The organism is Ralstonia sp. PBBBR1, from assembly GCF_002256165.1.
Classification (GTDB): domain Bacteria; phylum Pseudomonadota; class Gammaproteobacteria; order Burkholderiales; family Burkholderiaceae; genus Ralstonia; species Ralstonia thomasii.
The window spans coordinates 216,645-232,998 of the sequence record NZ_NKIL01000005.1; the positions used below are offsets into that span (position 1 = coordinate 216,645).

The window sequence follows — 16,354 nt, forward strand, 5'->3', positions numbered from 1 at the left end:
TCGCCGGGTTAGCGTGTACCGGCCCCGCCGGCGCTTGTGGCGCGGCGCGGCTGCCCTTGGTTCAACCAGTCTAGGTGATGCGGTGCATGTTGAAATCCGGCGGTTGGATGACATGCGCATCCACCGCCGTTCTTGGCGCCGGTGCCGGCTCGCGCTATGCGCGCTTGATTAGCCGGATGATGAACAGCAGGATCACCGCGCCGATCACCGCCGTGATGATCGAGCCGATCCACCCGCCGCCCAGCGAGATGCCGAGCACCCCCGCCAGCCATCCGCCGATGAACGCACCGACGATGCCGACCACGATGTCGACGAAGATGCCGAAACCGCCGCCCTTGACCAGGATGCCGGCCAGCCAGCCCGCCACCGCGCCAATGATCAACCAGGCAATCAAACCGTGTGAGGCCATGTTTGCGCTCCAGAGAATGTGCGTTTTGAGGGACGTTACCGCATAGGCATAGTAGGCGAAGACAGCACAATCGCGATGTGCGTTCGACGGGGTTTTTGCAATTGCGTCGGGCTCAATCTGAGCATCCCGCGACAGCGCGTCACATTGCACTGCGGGGCAGGACGCCTAAAATTTCAGAAATTTCTGAAAATTGAGAAAGATCAAAACAATGCAACTCTCCCCCTTGAAACAGCGCTTCGTCCTGCATTTCGGCGAGATGGGCAGCCGCTGGGGCATCAACCGCACCGTCGGGCAGATCTACGCGCTGCTCTACGCCGCGCGCGAGCCGATCAACGCGGACGAGATCGCCGAGGCGCTGGGCTTCTCCCGCTCCAACGTGAGCATTGGGCTCAAGGAGCTGGAGTCGTGGAAGCTGGTGCGGCTGTCGCACAAACCGGGCGACCGGCGCGAATACTTTTCGGCCCCTGACGACATCTGGACCATCTTCCGCACGCTGGCGGAAGAACGCCGCAAGCGGGAGATCGACCCCACGCTTTCGCTGCTGCGCGACGTGATGCTGGAATCCCCCACCGATCCCGACGACCGCCACGCCCAGGCGCGCATGAAGGAGATGTACCAGCTCATCACGCTCATGACCAACTGGTTTGACGACGTGCAGAAGCTCGACGCCGAATCGCTGCAGCAACTCATGAAGATGGGCGCCAAGGTGCATAAGTTGCTGGAAATGAAGAACAAGCTTGCCGTTGTCGTTGGCGGCAAGTCCAAGTAGCCCCCAAGAAAGCCCATGTCACTCGATCCCGTTGTCCTGGCGCGCATCCAGTTTGGCGCCAACATCACCTTCCACATCCTCTTTCCCACCATCAGCATCGCGCTTGCGTGGGTGCTTCTGTTCTTCAAGCTGCGCTATCGCAAGACCGGTGACGAGGCCTGGATGGCCGCCTATCGCCTTTGGGTGAAGGTCTTCGCATTGACGTTCGCGCTGGGCGTGGTATCCGGCGTGACGATGAGCTTTCAGTTCGGCACGAACTGGCCTGGCTATATGAATACCGTCGGCAATATCGCCGGACCGCTGCTGGCGTATGAGGTGCTGACCGCGTTCTTTCTGGAAGCCAGCTTTCTCGGGATCATGCTGTTCGGCACCGGCCGCGTGAGCCCGCGCATCCACACATTCGCGACGTTCCTTGTCGCGTTGGGCACGACCATCTCTGTCTTCTGGATCATCGCGCTCAATTCGTGGATGCAGACACCCGCCGGCTACGTGATGATCGACGGCCGCGCGCATCCGCAAAGCTGGCTGGCGATCATCTTCAACCCGTCGTTTCCCTACCGGTTCACGCACATGCTGCTGGCTTCGGGGCTGACGGTGTCGTTCCTGCTGGCGGGGTTGTCCGCTTACCGCTGGCTGCGCAACGACCGCGATGGCGACGTGCGTGCGGCGCTCAAGACCGGCGTGGTGCTTGCCGCCATGCTCATCCCGTTGCAGATTGCCGCCGGAGATGCGCACGGCCTGAATACGCTGGAGCATCAGCCTGCCAAGCTGGCCGCGATGGAAGGCATCTGGCAAACCGAACGCGGTGTGCCGGCCGTGCTGTTCGGCATTCCCGATGCAGCAACGCGCAGCAATCGCCACGAGATCGCGGTGCCGAAGGTGGCATCGCTGTATCTCACGCACTCGCTCGACGGCGAAGTGCGGGGGCTCGATCAGTTCGATCAGCATCCGCCCGTGCTGCCCGTGTTCTTCGCCTTCCGCCTGATGGTGGGCGTTGGCTTGCTGATGCTGGCGGTGTCGTGGACCAGCGCCTGGCGCCTTCGCCGCAATGGTGAACTGCCGCGCTGGCTGGCGCGCACCCTCGTCGCCATGACGTTCTCCGGCTGGGTAGCGGTGGTGGCAGGCTGGTACGTGACCGAGATCGGCCGGCAACCGTGGCTTGTCTACGGCGTGCTGACCACTGCGCAGGCCGCCTCATCCGTGCCCGCGCGGATGATCGGCAGCACGCTGGCGATGTATCTCGCGCTGTACGCGTTCCTCATCGCCTCCTACATTGGCGTGGTGTTCTATCTGGCCCGCAAGGCCGGCGGCGCCATCGACCCGACCGATGCCGACATCCCCGGCAAGCACACCTCTGAACTTTCCGCGCCCGTCGCGAGCCACGCATGAGCACCATTCCTGACCTCACCCAACCCGCCGGCTGGCTGCCGGTGGTCTTCATGGCCCTGATGGGGATCGCCGTGCTGGCCTACGTCGTCCTGGACGGCTACGACCTGGGCGTCGGCATCCTGCTGCGCCGCGCCGACGACGCCGAGAAGGACACCATGATCGCCTCCATCGGCCCGTTCTGGGACGCCAACGAAACCTGGCTCGTGCTCGGGGTCGGGCTGTTGCTGGTGGCGTTTCCGGCCGCGCATGGCGAGATCCTGGGCGCGCTGTATCTGCCGGTGGCGCTGATGCTGTTCGGGCTCATCCTGCGTGGCGTGGCATTCGACTTTCGCGTCAAGGCACGCGCGCACCACAAGCCGTGGTGGAATCGCGCGTTCTATGCCGGCTCTGTCATTGCCACCGCAGCGCAGGGCCTGATGCTCGGGCTGTACATCACCGGCTTCCAGTACGACGCGGCCAACGTCATCTTTGCGATCTGCACGGCAGGCGGCCTGATTGCCGGCTACCTGCTGCTGGGCGCCACGTGGCTCATCATGAAGACGGAAGGCGCGCTGCAGCTGCGCGCGGTGCTGTGGGCACGCGGCAGCCTGTGGTTTACCGCGTTGGGCGTGGCCGCCGTGTCGCTGGCGACGCCGTGGGTCAGCACTCGCGTATTCGACAAATGGTTTGCGCTGCCGAACATCATCCTGCTGGCGCCCGTGCCGCTGGTGACCATCGTGCTGTTCCTGCTGATCGACTGGGTACTGCGCCGCCTGCCGCAACAGATTGCGAAGGGCGATGAACACCTCGTCTGGGCGCCGTTCGTCGGCACCGGCGCCATCTTTCTGCTGGCCTTCAACGGCCTGGCCTACAGCCTCTTCCCGTACCTCGTGGTGGACAGGCTCGACATCTGGCAGGCGGCCAGCGCGCCGGAATCGCTCGAGTTCATGCTGGTGGGCGTGGCCATCGTGCTGCCGACCATCGTGGGCTACACGATCTACTCGTACAAGGTGTTTCACGGCAAGGCGACGGAGTTGCGGTACTACTGAGTCAGCTACGATCGCAGATACGTCCGCCCGGTGCTGTCTTGACGCTCGACTAGCCTTGCGGCCGGCGCTGCGACAGCACCCACAACATCGCGCCCACGGCTTCCGCCTGCGAGCGCGTGCAAGTCTTTTCAAACATGGCCCGCAGTTGCGAGCGTACGGTCGACCGAAACAGTAGATCATCGACTGCCGATAGGCGACCATTTGCGCTACGCTTACAACATTTCGCCCGACCTCGCCTTCATCGCCTTCTGCGTCACCTCATGCCTACCCTGCAACACGTCGACCTGCGCACGGACCCCGCCGCCCGCCCTTTTGTGAAGGACGAGACCGTCCACGTCGACTTTGCCGCCCAAGCCGGCGAGTTGATGAGCCTGGAAGGCCCCAACCGCTACGCCCCTGGCGATGCACTGATCACCGGCTCAACCGGCGACCGCTGGGTCGTTTCGCGCGAGCGTTTCGATGCGAAGTACGTTCCCGCCGATGCATCGTTCGCGCATGGTCAGGCTGGCGCTTACCGCAACCGCCCCAGCGTGGTGCTGGCCAAGCAGATGCGTGAAGCGTTCTCGTTGGCGCGGTCCGAAGCCGGTGACGTACTGCATGGCCAGCCCGGCGACTGGGTGCTCCAGTACGCCCCCGGCGACTACGGCGTCGTGCAGGCGCAGCGCTTCGCCAAGGTCTACCGCCCGGCCTGAAGCGTTACTGCGCCGCCTGCTGCTGGCGCTCGACTTCGTGGTGCTTCATCTGCAGGTAGTCCTGCCGCTCCACTTCGTGCAACTGGCGTGCGTACTGCTCGGTGGCGTTGAACCACGTGTTCAGCCGCTGCTGCAAACGCTTGTCCGGCGGCGCAGACAGCGACTTCAGATACGCATCGATGGCGAGGTAGTAGCGCATCGTGTTGCGCTCAAGCAGGCCGCGCACGCCGCCCACGAATTCGGGCTCCGCACCCGGCGACGATTCCGCCGTCTTGGTGAACCCGACCTTGCCGCTGCCCACGGTTGCAAGGTACGTGCGCATCGCCAGTCGACCGGCCGCGCCGTAACCATAAGCGTAGGTCAGGTGCAGAAACGTGTGGTTGCCAGTGCCCGGCGCGGGAATGGCCTCCAGCATGATGTGGTAGTCGCGGGTGCTGAGCGGGCCGGAAGCCGCGCTGAGTTCAACGCGAAAGTAATCCGCACTGCTGACAACAGGGTGATAACCAAACTCAAGGCGATAGCTGGCGGAAAGCGAGTCTTCTACCTTGCGGCCGAGGTTCACGTTGAGCACGCTGCTGTCTGCGCCGTGCGTGGCGTGGCAGTACTTGATATTCAGATGCAGGATGAGCACGTCGCACCAATTGGCAGCACCGTGCTCCGGGTCGCCCAACGCGCCCTTGACGGTGGCAAACGGGTAGTCGAGCACGCTATAGATGTCGCTCTTGAGCCGGTCGGGGGCTTCGGTGGATTCCAGTACCAGCGGGCGATGGAACACGTTATCGGCCAACTGTGGCGCCACGCTCTGGTATTTGTCGCGCAAACCTTGCGCGTTGTCTGCCGCGCGCCCGGGGAGGCTCAGGCATAAGCCGACCAGCAGCGCACTCAGGACAAGCCAGTCCAACCAGGTGGTATGTCGGTGGGGGGTCATAGGCATCGCGTTCTCGTGGGACTGTTCTCCATTCTAGGAGGGGCGGATAAACATGCCGTCGCAACAAATGGTCCTGCGCACGCACATCGGCCATGCGGCGTTCTGTCATCACGGCGGGCACCGTGTGCTCCGGTGCGGGTCGGTAGAATAAATACTTCTTCGCCTCGTGCTTCCCAGCACTTTCGGCACCATGCCCTCGCCACTCGTCGCCATTCGCGAACGCATCGCCAACCAGGTCCGCGGACTGACACGCGCCACCGGCAGCCTCACCCTCGACATTGCCTCGCCGCCGGGCGACCCGGGCCTGTTCGGGCCCGACGCGGTCTGCTGGAAGGTGCATGCCGATTTTCCGGCGATGATGGCCGGCGGGATCAGCGCGCTGTTGTTGCAAGCGCTGCACCCGCGCGCGCTGGCCGGCGTGTGGGACCACTCCAACTTCCGCGAAGACCTGCAAGGGCGCCTGGGCCGGACCGCACAGTTTGTGGCCGGCACCACGTACGGCAGCCGGCATGACGCGCTGGCACTGATCGACCGCGTAAAGACCATCCACGACCGCGTGCAAGGCATCGCGCCCGATGGCCGGCCGTACTCGGCCAACGATCCCGACCTGCTCACCTGGGTACACGTGGCCGAGATGTCGAGCTTCCTGGCGGGCTATCTGCGCTACGTGGATGCCAGCCTGAGCGGCGCGCAACAGGATCGTTACTTTGAAGAGACCGCGCTGGTGGCCGAGATGCTCGGCGCGCGCGACGTGCCGAAATCGCGGGCGGCGGTCCAGACCTATCTGCATGCGATGCGCGCCGAGCTGGTGGCCAGCGATCGTACGCGCACGGTGGTGGAAGTCTTGATGACGTGGCAGGCGCCGCGCCCGGGGTTGCGCCCGGCGGTCCGCCTCTTCCTGGATGCGGGCATCCAGTTGCTGCCGCCGTGGGCAATACAAATGCTTGATCTCAAGCGGCCGCCGCTGCAGGCGGCGTTTGCGTCGGCGGCCATGCGCACCGTGGCGCCGACGCTGCGTTGGGCACTCTACGAGGGCAGCGTGGCGCGCCGCGCTCGACGGCGGGCGCTGACGCCTGCCACAAGCTAGCGCGGCCAGCCTTACTCGACAGCCTCGGCAAGCGACACCTTGCCGCGCAGCGCCTTCTCTTCCAGCCGCATGACCAACAGCGGCGAAATAACCGACACCGCAGCGGCAAAGAAGAACAGATGCCGGAACGCGCTCTCGCCTGCGCGCTGCAGGGCCTGGGCATCGACACCGCTGCTGGCAAGCGCGGCATGGAAAAGGTCCATCAGCACGTCGCCACCGGCCGCTACCTGCGCTTCGGGCGCAGCCTGACGCAGCAGCGCAATCAGCACGGACGTCAGCACCGCCACACCCACCGCGCCACCCAGCAGGCGCGAGAAGGCGGTCAGTGCCGTGGCCAGACCCACCGTCTGCGGCGACACCGCATTTTGCGTGGCCACCAGGCCGGTCGGGAACTGCACGCCAATCGACAGGCCAAGCACGATCATCGCCAGGGTCAGCGCCAACACGCTGTGCGGGTCCAGCAGACCCAGCGATGCCACGGCAAACGGCACCACGCATGCGCCACCCAGCATCAGGGGCTTGTAGCGACCGCTGTGCGTCATCCATTTGCCGGCAATGAAGGCGCCAAGCGGAATCGACAGCGTGAGCGGCACGAGGCGCAGCGCGGCGGCATCGGGGCTGGCACCCGCCACCATCTGGAAGCGCAGGGGCATCAGCACCGACGTGGCGATCAGCTGGAAGAAGCACAGGAACAGCGCCAGGCAGCAGATCGTGACGGTACGGACCCGGAACATCGACAGCGGAATGATCGGCTCGACGGCGCGGTTCTCTTGCCAGACAAACGCGCCCAGCAGCACCACCGCCGCCGCCAGCAGGCCAAGGTTTTCGGGCTGCGTGAGCGGCGTGCCCTGCCCCACACGGGTGATCATCAGCAACAGCGCGGTCAGGCCTCCGGCAAACAGCACCACGCCGGGCACGTCGATGGGGCGGCGCTGATGCGCCACCGGCAGATGCCGAAGCGTGCGGCGCACGACGAACAGCGCGACGATGCCCAGGGGCAGGTTGATCCAGAAAATCCAGCGCCACGAGAGGTAATGCGTCAGATAGCCACCGATCACCGGTCCGGCGAGGCTGGCCATGGCCCACATGCCGCTCACGTAGCCCTGGTAGCGGCCACGCTCGCGCAGCGGCACCACATCGGCGATCGTGGCCTGCGATACCGAGATCAGACCGCCGCCGCCCAGCCCCTGCAGCACGCGTGCAAACAACAGCATCGGCATGCTGGTCGCCAGCGCACACGCCACCGACGCCAGCACGAACAGCACGATGGCCGTCGTCAGCATGGCGCGGCGGCCGTAGAGGTCACTCAATTTGCCGTAGATGGGCGTCACCACCGTGGACGCCACCAGATACGCCGACACCAACCAGGCCATCAGCGCAAAGCCGTTGAATTCGCCCGCGATCACGGGCAAGGCCACCGCAACGATGGTTTGCTCCAGCGCGCCCAGCAAGATGGCGAGCATCAGCCCGCCCATCACTGCCATCACCGGAATTTCAGGCACGGGTAGCGCATCCAGCGGGCTGGATGCCGACGCGATGGGCGCAGTGGGCGTGTCTGGCTTGGGCGGTTCGATGCTCGGGCGGGAGGACATGGGAACGTGCGCGCATGCCGCTCAAGGCACCCGCGCCAATGGGAGAAGCGAAGCCGCTGATGATACTGCCGATTCGCAATCGTTGCAGAGTCAACGATCGGGCTGCCGAACGATGTCCTCATAGCAGCGACTGACATTTGCCGTCATGCCGGGCAACTCTTCTGCCAGGAATTCGATAAACGCGCGCACCGCCGGTACCAAGCCCCGGCGTGACGGAAACACCGCGTGAAACTGGTGCACCGGCAACCGGTATCCCGGCAACAGCACGACAAGCCGGCCATCACGAACCGGCTCCGCGCAGAGGTTGAACGGCAGTTGCGCAACGCCAATGCCGGCCAGCGCCGTCTGCCCCATCAGATACAGGTCGTCCGTCACCAGCGCGGGGGTGTATTCGATATCGACCGCACCGCCTTCGGGAGCGGTCAGGCGCCAGCGCGTCCGCTCACCGGCCGCGCCGTCGACGCCCACGCCCATCACGCCGCGCATCGACTCCGGCGTCTCGAAGGGCCCATGCTCGGCGACAAACGACGGGCTGGCCACCAGCACCTGGTCGCTCACGCCAAAGCTGCGTACGACCAGGTTGGAATCGTCCAGCGTCGAGCGCACGCGCAGCGCCACGTCGTAGCCGTCGCCGATCACGTCGACACGGCGGTTTGTCACGTCCAGCTCAAGGCGCACATCGGGCTGCGCGCGCAGGAATTTCGACAGCACGGGCGCGATGAACACATGCGCCACGCCCACCGGACAGCTCACGCGCAGGCGGCCGGAAGGTTTTTCGCCGGCGTGCTCGGCCACCTCGAAGGCAGCGCGGGCGGCCTGGGTCATCGATTCGCAATGCGTAAAGAACGCCGAGCCCACGTCCGTGACATGCACGGCACGCGTTGAGCGCTGCAGGAGCCGCACCCCCAGACGTGTTTCCAGATCCGCCACGCGGCGGCTCACGCGCGATTTCGGAATCCCCAGCGCCCTGGCGGCGCCGGAAAAACTGCCGTGCGTCACCACGCTGGCAAACAGGACGAGGTCGTTCAGGTCTTCCATGGCGGGTCTCCAAAGCACCCGCGCATTGTCCCACTCATAGAACGATGTGTGTCGATTGGACCCACTACTGGAACTCGCTGCATCGCACTATCTTTGCAGCAACCCACCTTTTTCCTGGAGAGACACCATGCAAGTCCTTCACATTGATTCCAGCATCCTCGGTGACGCCTCGGCTTCGCGCCTGCTGAGCGCCGCCATTGTTGACGAGCTGCGACGCGAAAACCCCAGCGCCACCGTCGTCCACCGTGATCTGTCGGTCGAAGCCATTCCGCACCTGGACGGCGCCATTGCCGCCGGCTTCCGCGCCACGGGCGCCGATGATTTTGACGACGCGACCCGCGCAGAGCATGCACGCTCGGAAACGCTCGTGAATGAACTGCTCGCCAGCGACGTGATCGTGGTCGGCGCGCCGATGTATAACTTTTCGGTGCCCAGCCAGCTCAAGGCCTGGATTGACCGCGTGGCGCAAGCCGGCCGTACGTTCAAGTACACGGAAACGGGCCCGGTCGGCCTGGCCGGTGGCAAGAAGGTGATCGTTGCGTCGACGCGCGGCGGCATGTACTCCGCCGGCCCGGCCGCCGCCATGGATTTCCAAGAGGCCTATCTGAAGACCGTGTTCGGCTTCTTCGGTATCACCGATGTGCAGTTCGTGCGTGCAGAACGCCTGGCGATGGGCCCGGACGCCCGCGCACAAGCCCTGGAAGCCGCACACGCCGCCATGCGCGACGTTGTGAGCCAGGCCGTGGCAGCCTGAGCGAACACGGTTGCGGCGCAACGGGACGCGCCGCAACCGGCCTCGCACAATGCCAAACGGGCGCCAGCAGCAATGCGGCGCCCGTTTTCGTTTTTACTGGCGTGGCAAGAAGGTTGGATCGGCGCAGATGGCCGATCGGCAAATCACTCGTCGCGGTGTTCGCGTGCCTGGTGCATGGCTTCGAGCACACGGCGCGTACGCAGCTTGTTCCACATGACCGGCACGACGATCGCAGTGGCGATCAGGCACGGAGCAGCCCAAGCGATGGTGGATTCCAGAACATTGGTCATGATGCGCCCCCCGATGTGTTGCCGATGCGCGCTGTTGGGTGGCGCGCATCGCATGGTCCCCGCAGGGCTTTGGCCCTGACATCTATATGGACGGCTATCGGCGCTGTGCGTTCAAACCTGAAGCCCAACGTTTGCCGTTTGGTGTATTTCCCGCCAGTCTCGACGATCTGTCAATAGTGGGGCGATAAGTTCGTGGAACATTGTGGCGCTGCACTGACAGTGCCCGAGCGCGCCGATGCTGCTCCACAGTCTGATCGCAAAGGTAACGGCAAATTACGGTGGCCCCGGCACACCCGTGGCCAACGTGGGGCGGGCCGTCGACTACCGGCCTTGGCGTCACAGTTTTTCTTACAAACGGTAAAGCGCGGTTGCGAAGCGTTTCCATACAGTGAGGCCAAGTCCAACGATCACCACGGAGCCTCATCATGAAACGCACCATCGCCCTGCTCATCCTTGCTGCTGCCGCTACCTCTGCGCTGAGTGCGTGTGTGGTGGTGCCGGCCGGCGGTTATTACGATCGCCCGCATTACTACCACCCGTACTACCGCGGCTATTGATCCGCAAACTGCGTGGCGCGGCCGGCATGTCCGCCCCTCAGGCCTTGCGCGCCTGCAGCATGCGGATGCGCGCGACGGCTTGGTGGTCGGTCGTGGCGGCGTCATAAAGGCGCGCCAGGTCGGCCTTCAGTGCCGTGCGCGAACCGCCGTCCAGGTACACCATGTGCCCCGACGGATAGAACCCCGCCGACAGGTTCTTCCGCACATCGGCATCCAGCAAGGGCATCGCCTTCAGGTCAAGCATGGTCTGGTAGAACGGCGTGACGAAGTCGTAGTAGCCGTTGGCGGAGAAGACTTTCAGATCCATGTTCAGGCTCATCGTGGCGGCCAGGTCGCCGGCCGTGTAGAGCGCGACGTTGCCGTTGGCATCGAGCCCGTTCTGCGCGCCGGTCGGCGCTGGCGCGCACGCTGGTGCCGCCGCATGCATGCGCGTACGGGCTGGAGGCAAGGAAGTCCACGTGGTCTGCGCGATCGGGCTGACCGTCGGTGGAACCGCTGTCGCCCGACGCAGTACACACCGTCACACCCATCGTTGCGGCGCTTTGCAGCGCGGCGTTCACAGCTTGCATGGCCTGCGGCGTCCAGGCGCTTTCGGGGGCGCCCCAACTGATGGACACCACCGAAGGCCGCAGCTTGGTGTCATGGATGGCGGCGTTGATGGCCTGCACGAAACCGGCGTCGGTATTGACCGTGAAGTACACGGCCAGTGTGGCGCCCGGCGCCGCTGCGCCCCCCAGCTCCAGGTCGAGCATGACTTCGCCGTCGGGCCCGCTCGGGTCGGCGGTTGGGCGGTTTGCGCCCTGCCCGACGGGCACGGCTGTCACCGTCGGCACGGGCATGCCCAGTTCCTGGAAGTACGCACGCAGATCGTCTTGCCGGTAGCCGCCGCCGAGTTCGATAAACGCAATGCACTGGCCCGCGCCGTCGCCCTGCGGAAAGCCGTAGAGCTGCGCGAGCTGCATCGGTGTGTACGACGCGGTGGGGACCGCACGCGCGGGCCGGATGCCTCCCGGCTCAGTCGACCCGGCAGGCAGCGGCACGAAGCGGCAATGCGGCTGCGCCTGTGGGCGCGAGTCGAGCCCCAGTGCGGCAACAACCACGTCCTGCAATGACTCCGGCAACCGCAGCGGGCCGGAACGCCCGCGGTATTCGCAATCGCCATGTGCCACGCGGTGCAGGTGCGTATCGAACGCGCGGCAGAACTGTTCGACGGAGCCCTCGAGCGTGACGGTGGCGGCGACCACGTTCACTTCAACCACTTGCAGACTGTGTTCGCGAGCAAAGGTGCGGACGGCATCGATGTCGTCCGAAGTGGCGCCAAACTGAGCAGCCCATTCTTCGCGGGCCAGCGGTGTGGGCGGCGGCGTCCCGGCGGCATGCGCGTGAACAAAGCCCGACAGGCGCGCATCGAGTTCAGCCTCGTTCGGCCGGCGCAATTGCACAAGCGCCCGGATCTGCTCCGCCGGGTGCGCATCGCCGAGGATGCGTTCGTCTTCAGAAATCGTGCGCTCGCTGCCGCGCAGGGGGTGCCGGACCATGGGCCATCTCCATGTAGGTAGATGGCCCGTGCGTCGCAACCGGCGTGCCGCGGCGCTGAGGGTGCCGGCAGGATGCGGCGCCACCTCCCACCACGTTAGGCGATGGCTTGGCCGCTTGATCTGCGGGGTTCGTCAGTCGGCGAAATCGGCGCTGCCAGCGCCTTCTGCGGAATGCTGCGGCTTGCCTTCGGCAAAGGCACGGCGAATCAGCGCGCCGCATGCCGCGCTGCGCACATAGGCGCGTGGGCCAAGGGTCTCGCGCACGAGCATGCCGTAGTACCGCTTGTCAGCGGTGATCCACGGATAGAAGCCGAACGCCCCGGCCGAACTGAACGCGCCGTCGCCGCCGGGCTGATCCTCGATCCAGTAATTGAGCGCGTAATGCCATGGCAGCGCGGCGGGCGTGCTGACGGCAGTTGGGCATGTGCCGGGCTCGGTGCAGACGGCATGCTGGCCGAGCATCCTGCCGAGCTGATATTCACCGCGGATGAGACGACGCAGGAACTGGCCGTAAGCAGCCGGCGTGGCGATCATTCCGCCACCCGGTTCGGGCGCGAGATAACGGATGCCGAGCGGCTTGCCGGCATCGCGCAGGCCCGGTGCATTGGCAAGCTGGTGGTCGAGGTCATTGTTGAGCGCTTCGGCATCGGCGCGGCCCAGGCCGAGATCGATCAGCAGCTTCTGGTCATGACCGCCGTTGTAGCTGAAACGCCCGACATGCCCGGGCGTGAAGGTCGCGTTGCGACCGCGCGCAAAGCAGCTTTGCACGGTGTCATTGCGATTGCACAGCAATGGATTGAGCCCGTCGTAGCCCGAGCGCATGGTGAGCGCGTCGATTTCGGCGGGTGTGGGCTTGCCTTGCGCACGCTCGACCACGTAGGCGCCAAATATCCATTTGGAGGCCGATGCCAACCGCACCGTCTTGTTGGCGCCGATGCGCTGGCCCTGCTGCCCGTGAATCAGCTCGCCGTGGGCGTCACCAATTTCCCAGTAGTAATCGCCTAGACGCTGACAACTGCCGGCATGCGCCAGTGTTGATTGCACCGCGGCACGGCGCGCTGCCAGGCTCGGCGCAGCGGCGTGGGCGGCGGCCCCTGCCACCAATGCAGCCCATGCCACCAGAACGGCACGCCCCCCTTGCCCGAACCCTGCGAACGCCCTGTTGCTCCGGGCGCGTCTTGCTTGCGTCATGTCGATGTCCTGCTCTTTCTGTGTTGCCTTGCCAGCCCGGCAGCACTGTAACGCAGGTGCGTGGCATTTCGCTGTTTTACGCTCGGGCGCTTGTTGCTGTGCAGTCTTGCAACAAGTCATCCACGAAACGCGCGTGACTGTATCGGTGGCACCTTGCAGGCAGGTTGCGGGGCGCCATCGTCATGCGTTTCAAACGTAAGCGTTTGCGCATCGATTAATCATCTTCGCAGGTGATGAATATCACTTCCTATTTGAACCCCCAATATGTCCTAAACCTACCGTTTATGAGCCAAATGGAGGATAAGAATCATGCCAAGGGGCGCTGGCGGTCTGCAGAGAGTGTCCTAGAATGCAACCGAAGAAAAGTAGATTTAAATAAAAGTAAATACGCGGCAGCGGCGAGCTTTCGGGAGCGGCCATGGGAACAATCAAACGGGAAACAGCGGGCTTGACTGCCCGGCTGGGGTGGGAACGTCACCCTGCCAATTGGCAGATGATTCCTACGCGCCGGCGCCTTTTTCAAACACGTCTTCCGGCGACGCGCGCCTCCACCATTCTGCTCTGGCTGCTGGCCATCTCGATTACCGTAGGTGTCGGACTGCTGCATCGATTGTGGTAGCCATAAAAACATAACGGAATTTTGTACGGGGAAGGTCGCAGCGCTAGAGCGAACACGCAGTCAACCACCGAATTGACAGACCGGCATAACGGCACCGAGGGACAGTCCGACCCGCTTCACTGGGTCAATCGCATCCGGACGGATTCAACGTCTGGAGCATCGTCATCCCTCCATTCGGAAATCACGCTCCTGCATGTGACCATTGCGCCGCGAAAGCGGCATGTGGGGCACGTCATTCAACCGGCGCGCCTGATCAATGGGGGGAGCATCATGAATATTTCATTCACCGGCAAGACGTTCAGGTCCGTAGGCGACCTGTTCTTCCAAGCCATCGTCGACGGCAAGGTCGTCAGCTGTTTCGTCACCTCCGAAGCGCTGTCGCTCTGCGATTGCGCGCATCAGAAGATCACGGCCGAAGAGGTCTATCGCAATTACCGCGACTGGATCGAGTTGGCTGCATCGGACCTGATCCGTGCAGGCTCGCTCGCGCCGGTCATTGTGCGCGGCCGCGACCTGGCCGCTTCACGCGCATCGTTGCCGCACGGTGGCGTGCCAGCCTACGACCTGGACCGCGCACGTCAATTGCGCCTGGTTCCTCGCTCGTCGCGCTGATATCAATCAGCGCTGGCGCAGCGGAACGTGCGGTCGGGGGGCCGCACGTTCCGTGGGTGCCAAAGCTCAACGCGGGTCAATCGCCCGGGAAATCCTCTTCCCAATATTCCTGCAGGTTGCGCACGCCAGCGGTGTTCTCGCTGCGCGCGGCTTCACGCATGCGCAGTTCGACTCGCCGGATCTTCCCCGAGATGGTTTTGGGCAGATCGGCAAATTCGATGCGGCGCACGCGTTTGTAGGAAGCCAATCGGCTGCGGCAAAATCCGAGGATGTCGCGCGCCAGTTCCGGGCCGGCCTCGTGCCCCGCACGCAGTACCAAGAAAGCCTTCGGCACGGCAAGGCGCAGCGGGTCGGGGCTCGGCACAACGGCGGCCTCCGCGATGGCAGGGTGTTCGATCAGCACGCTCTCCAGCTCGAATGGGCTGACACGGTAATCCGATGCCTTGAATACGTCATCGGCGCGGCCCACGTAGGTCAGGTAGCCGCTGGCATCGCGCGCGGCAATGTCAGAGGTGTGATACACGCCGCCGCGCATGGCGTTGGCGGTTTTTTCGGCGTTGCCGGCGTAGCCCTCCATCAGGCCGGTCGGTCGCGCATCCAATTCGATGCAGATCTCTCCCTCTTCCGCCTCGTGGCCGTCGGGGTCGCGCAGCGTGATGCGGTAGCCTGGCAGCGGCCGGCCCATCGAGCCCGCCTTGACGGGCTGCCCCGGGCTGTTGCCAATCTGGCAGGTGGTTTCGGTCTGGCCGTAGCCGTCGCGGATGGTGATGCCCCACGCAGCGCGCACCCGTTCGATCACCTCGGGATTGAGCGGCTCGCCCGCGCCCACGAGTTCGCGCAGCGCGGGCTTCCACGCGGCCAGGTCTTCCTGGATCAACATGCGCCACACCGTCGGCGGTGCGCACAGCGTCGTCACCTTGGCCCGGCAGAGCACGTCGAGCGCCGCCTTGGGTTCGAAGCGCGCGTAGTTGTAGATGAAGACGGTGGCCCCGGCATTCCACGGCGCGAAGAAGCAGCTCCACGCGTGCTTGGCCCAGCCGGGTGAACTGATGTTCCAGTGCACATCACCGGGGCGCAGGCCGATCCAGTACAGGGTGGACAAATGCCCGACCGGATAGCTCGCATGCGTATGCATCACGAGTTTGGGTTTGGACGTGGTGCCGGACGTGAAATACAGCAGCAACGGATCGCTCGCCTGCGTGGGCGCGTCGGGGGTGAATTCGGCGGAGGCATCGTAGGCGTCTTCAAAGCGGTGCCAGCCGGCCGGCGCCTTGTCCGTACCGACCGCAATGCGTGTGAACGTGCCCGATACGGCGTCGAGCTTGGCGCAATCTGCCCCGCCCACCACCACGTGGCTCACCTCCCCCATGGCAATGCGTTCGCGCAGGTCTTCTGCGGTGAGCAGCGTCGTGGCCGGGATGATGACCGCGCCGATCTTGATGCTGGCGAGCATCACGTCCCATAGCCCGGGCACGTTGCCGAGCATGAGCAGGATGCGGTCACCGCGCTGCACGCCAAGCGCCCGCAAGTGGTTGGCCACGCGCGCCGAACGCTCGGCCATCTGCGCAAACGACAGCCGCGTCTCGTTGCCCTGATCGTCGACCACCCAGAGGGCGACGGCATCGTTGCCGCGCGCCATGGCGTCGAAATAATCCAGCGCCCAGTTGAAGCGGTCCAACTGGGGCCATGCAAAATCGCGCACAGCGGTATCGTAATCCTCACGGTGCGCGAGCAGAAAGTCGCGGCACCGCAGGAAGGCGTCCAGCGATGTCATGCCTGTCTCCTGAGGTTTGGAGCGTGTCGTGCACGCTCTGACAGCACGCGCCTCGTCCGGGCGCTACGGAAACGCACCTGCAACCGA

Annotated in this window: 15 protein-coding genes and 2 pseudogenes; 8 read left to right on the forward strand and 9 right to left on the reverse strand. The window is 64.6% G+C overall.

Annotated features, from left to right (window positions below):
• Positions 1–154: 154 nt before the first annotated feature.
• The gene (locus CFE42_RS09635; RefSeq protein WP_004627540.1) at positions 155–409 is read right to left on the reverse strand and encodes a GlsB/YeaQ/YmgE family stress response membrane protein; all 255 of its coding nucleotides are present in this window, start codon (positions 407–409) and stop codon (positions 155–157) included.
• Between the two features lie 208 nt (positions 410–617).
• On the opposite strand from CFE42_RS09635, the gene CFE42_RS09640 reads away from it, so the two are divergent.
• From CFE42_RS09640 to CFE42_RS09655, 4 genes are all read left to right on the forward strand, one after another.
• Positions 618–1,178: a GbsR/MarR family transcriptional regulator gene (locus CFE42_RS09640; RefSeq protein ID WP_004627541.1), complete on the forward strand. Its 561-nt coding sequence runs from the start codon at positions 618–620 to the stop codon at positions 1,176–1,178.
• Between the two features lie 15 nt (positions 1,179–1,193).
• Entirely contained in the window at positions 1,194–2,567 is a 1,374-nt protein-coding gene (locus tag CFE42_RS09645) for a cytochrome ubiquinol oxidase subunit I (protein ID WP_004627544.1), read from the forward strand.
• Positions 2,564–3,595, forward strand: a complete 1,032-nt coding sequence (locus tag CFE42_RS09650) for a cytochrome d ubiquinol oxidase subunit II (RefSeq protein ID WP_004627546.1) — start codon at positions 2,564–2,566, stop codon at positions 3,593–3,595. The genes CFE42_RS09645 and CFE42_RS09650 overlap by 4 nt, the downstream gene beginning before the upstream one ends.
• Before the next feature lie 260 nt (positions 3,596–3,855).
• Positions 3,856–4,287: a PGDYG domain-containing protein gene (locus CFE42_RS09655; RefSeq protein WP_004627548.1), complete on the forward strand. Its 432-nt coding sequence runs from the start codon at positions 3,856–3,858 to the stop codon at positions 4,285–4,287.
• A 4-nt stretch (positions 4,288–4,291) separates the two neighbouring features.
• Here CFE42_RS09655 and CFE42_RS09660 read toward each other — a convergent pair whose 3' ends face one another.
• Positions 4,292–5,221, reverse strand: coding sequence for a hypothetical protein (locus tag CFE42_RS09660; protein ID WP_004627549.1), 930 nt, complete (start codon positions 5,219–5,221; stop codon positions 4,292–4,294).
• 184 nt (positions 5,222–5,405) lie between these two features.
• Between CFE42_RS09660 and CFE42_RS09665 the strand changes: the two genes are divergently transcribed.
• Positions 5,406–6,302 (forward strand): oxygenase MpaB family protein, encoded by an 897-nt coding sequence (locus CFE42_RS09665; RefSeq protein ID WP_004627552.1) that lies wholly within the window; start codon positions 5,406–5,408, stop codon positions 6,300–6,302.
• 11 nt (positions 6,303–6,313) lie between these two features.
• Here CFE42_RS09665 and CFE42_RS09670 read toward each other — a convergent pair whose 3' ends face one another.
• Together CFE42_RS09670 and CFE42_RS09675 are read right to left on the reverse strand one after the other, a co-directional pair.
• Positions 6,314–7,894, reverse strand: coding sequence for an MDR family MFS transporter (locus CFE42_RS09670; RefSeq protein WP_004627553.1), 1,581 nt, complete (start codon positions 7,892–7,894; stop codon positions 6,314–6,316).
• A 90-nt stretch (positions 7,895–7,984) separates the two neighbouring features.
• Positions 7,985–8,932 (reverse strand): LysR family transcriptional regulator, encoded by a 948-nt coding sequence (locus CFE42_RS09675; protein ID WP_009240557.1) that lies wholly within the window; start codon positions 8,930–8,932, stop codon positions 7,985–7,987.
• A gap of 127 nt (positions 8,933–9,059) precedes the next feature.
• Between CFE42_RS09675 and CFE42_RS09680 the strand changes: the two genes are divergently transcribed.
• Positions 9,060–9,686, forward strand: a complete 627-nt coding sequence (locus tag CFE42_RS09680) for an FMN-dependent NADH-azoreductase (protein WP_004627558.1) — start codon at positions 9,060–9,062, stop codon at positions 9,684–9,686.
• Positions 9,687–9,829: 143 nt separating this feature from the next.
• Here the strand turns inward: CFE42_RS09680 and CFE42_RS09685 are convergent, their stop codons facing one another.
• Positions 9,830–9,976, reverse strand: coding sequence for a hypothetical protein (locus CFE42_RS09685; RefSeq protein WP_004627561.1), 147 nt, complete (start codon positions 9,974–9,976; stop codon positions 9,830–9,832).
• 425 nt (positions 9,977–10,401) lie between these two features.
• Between CFE42_RS09685 and CFE42_RS09690 the strand changes: the two genes are divergently transcribed.
• The gene (locus CFE42_RS09690) at positions 10,402–10,533 is read left to right on the forward strand and encodes a hypothetical protein (RefSeq protein WP_004627564.1); all 132 of its coding nucleotides are present in this window, start codon (positions 10,402–10,404) and stop codon (positions 10,531–10,533) included.
• A gap of 37 nt (positions 10,534–10,570) precedes the next feature.
• Here CFE42_RS09690 and CFE42_RS09695 read toward each other — a convergent pair.
• The 3 genes and pseudogenes from CFE42_RS09695 to CFE42_RS09705 form a co-directional block, all read right to left on the reverse strand.
• Positions 10,571–10,927: pseudogene (locus CFE42_RS09695) on the reverse strand (peptidase S1); the annotation flags it as partial.
• Positions 10,928–11,615: 688 nt separating this feature from the next.
• Positions 11,616–12,071: pseudogene (locus CFE42_RS09700) on the reverse strand (protease pro-enzyme activation domain-containing protein); the annotation flags it as partial.
• 132 nt (positions 12,072–12,203) lie between these two features.
• Positions 12,204–13,262 (reverse strand): hypothetical protein, encoded by a 1,059-nt coding sequence (locus CFE42_RS09705; protein WP_004627570.1) that lies wholly within the window; start codon positions 13,260–13,262, stop codon positions 12,204–12,206.
• Between the two features lie 889 nt (positions 13,263–14,151).
• On the opposite strand from CFE42_RS09705, the gene CFE42_RS09710 reads away from it, so the two are divergent.
• On the forward strand, positions 14,152–14,493 hold the full coding sequence (locus tag CFE42_RS09710; RefSeq protein ID WP_004627574.1) for a DUF1488 family protein: 342 nt from the start codon (positions 14,152–14,154) through the stop codon (positions 14,491–14,493).
• A 76-nt stretch (positions 14,494–14,569) separates the two neighbouring features.
• Here CFE42_RS09710 and CFE42_RS09715 read toward each other — a convergent pair whose 3' ends face one another.
• Positions 14,570–16,267, reverse strand: coding sequence for an AMP-binding protein (locus CFE42_RS09715; RefSeq protein WP_004627576.1), 1,698 nt, complete (start codon positions 16,265–16,267; stop codon positions 14,570–14,572).
• Between the last annotated feature and the right edge of the window lie 87 nt (positions 16,268–16,354).

Excerpts from the sequence above, each read along its gene's own strand:
- CFE42_RS09635 (WP_004627540.1), bottom strand. The coding sequence starts at position 409 with ATGGCCTCACACGGTTTGATTGCCTGGTTGATCATTGGCGCGGTGGCG.
- CFE42_RS09640 (WP_004627541.1), top strand. The coding sequence starts at position 618 with ATGCAACTCTCCCCCTTGAAACAGCGCTTCGTCCTGCATTTCGGCGAG.
- CFE42_RS09645 (WP_004627544.1), top strand. The coding sequence starts at position 1,194 with ATGTCACTCGATCCCGTTGTCCTGGCGCGCATCCAGTTTGGCGCCAAC.
- CFE42_RS09650 (WP_004627546.1), top strand. The coding sequence starts at position 2,564 with ATGAGCACCATTCCTGACCTCACCCAACCCGCCGGCTGGCTGCCGGTG.
- CFE42_RS09655 (WP_004627548.1), top strand. The coding sequence starts at position 3,856 with ATGCCTACCCTGCAACACGTCGACCTGCGCACGGACCCCGCCGCCCGC.
- CFE42_RS09660 (WP_004627549.1), bottom strand. The coding sequence starts at position 5,221 with ATGCCTATGACCCCCCACCGACATACCACCTGGTTGGACTGGCTTGTC.
- CFE42_RS09665 (WP_004627552.1), top strand. The coding sequence starts at position 5,406 with ATGCCCTCGCCACTCGTCGCCATTCGCGAACGCATCGCCAACCAGGTC.
- CFE42_RS09670 (WP_004627553.1), bottom strand. The coding sequence starts at position 7,894 with ATGTCCTCCCGCCCGAGCATCGAACCGCCCAAGCCAGACACGCCCACT.
- CFE42_RS09675 (WP_009240557.1), bottom strand. The coding sequence starts at position 8,932 with ATGGAAGACCTGAACGACCTCGTCCTGTTTGCCAGCGTGGTGACGCAC.
- CFE42_RS09680 (WP_004627558.1), top strand. The coding sequence starts at position 9,060 with ATGCAAGTCCTTCACATTGATTCCAGCATCCTCGGTGACGCCTCGGCT.
- CFE42_RS09685 (WP_004627561.1), bottom strand. The coding sequence starts at position 9,976 with ATGACCAATGTTCTGGAATCCACCATCGCTTGGGCTGCTCCGTGCCTG.
- CFE42_RS09690 (WP_004627564.1), top strand. The coding sequence starts at position 10,402 with ATGAAACGCACCATCGCCCTGCTCATCCTTGCTGCTGCCGCTACCTCT.
- CFE42_RS09705 (WP_004627570.1), bottom strand. The coding sequence starts at position 13,262 with ATGACGCAAGCAAGACGCGCCCGGAGCAACAGGGCGTTCGCAGGGTTC.
- CFE42_RS09710 (WP_004627574.1), top strand. The coding sequence starts at position 14,152 with ATGAATATTTCATTCACCGGCAAGACGTTCAGGTCCGTAGGCGACCTG.
- CFE42_RS09715 (WP_004627576.1), bottom strand. The coding sequence starts at position 16,267 with ATGACATCGCTGGACGCCTTCCTGCGGTGCCGCGACTTTCTGCTCGCG.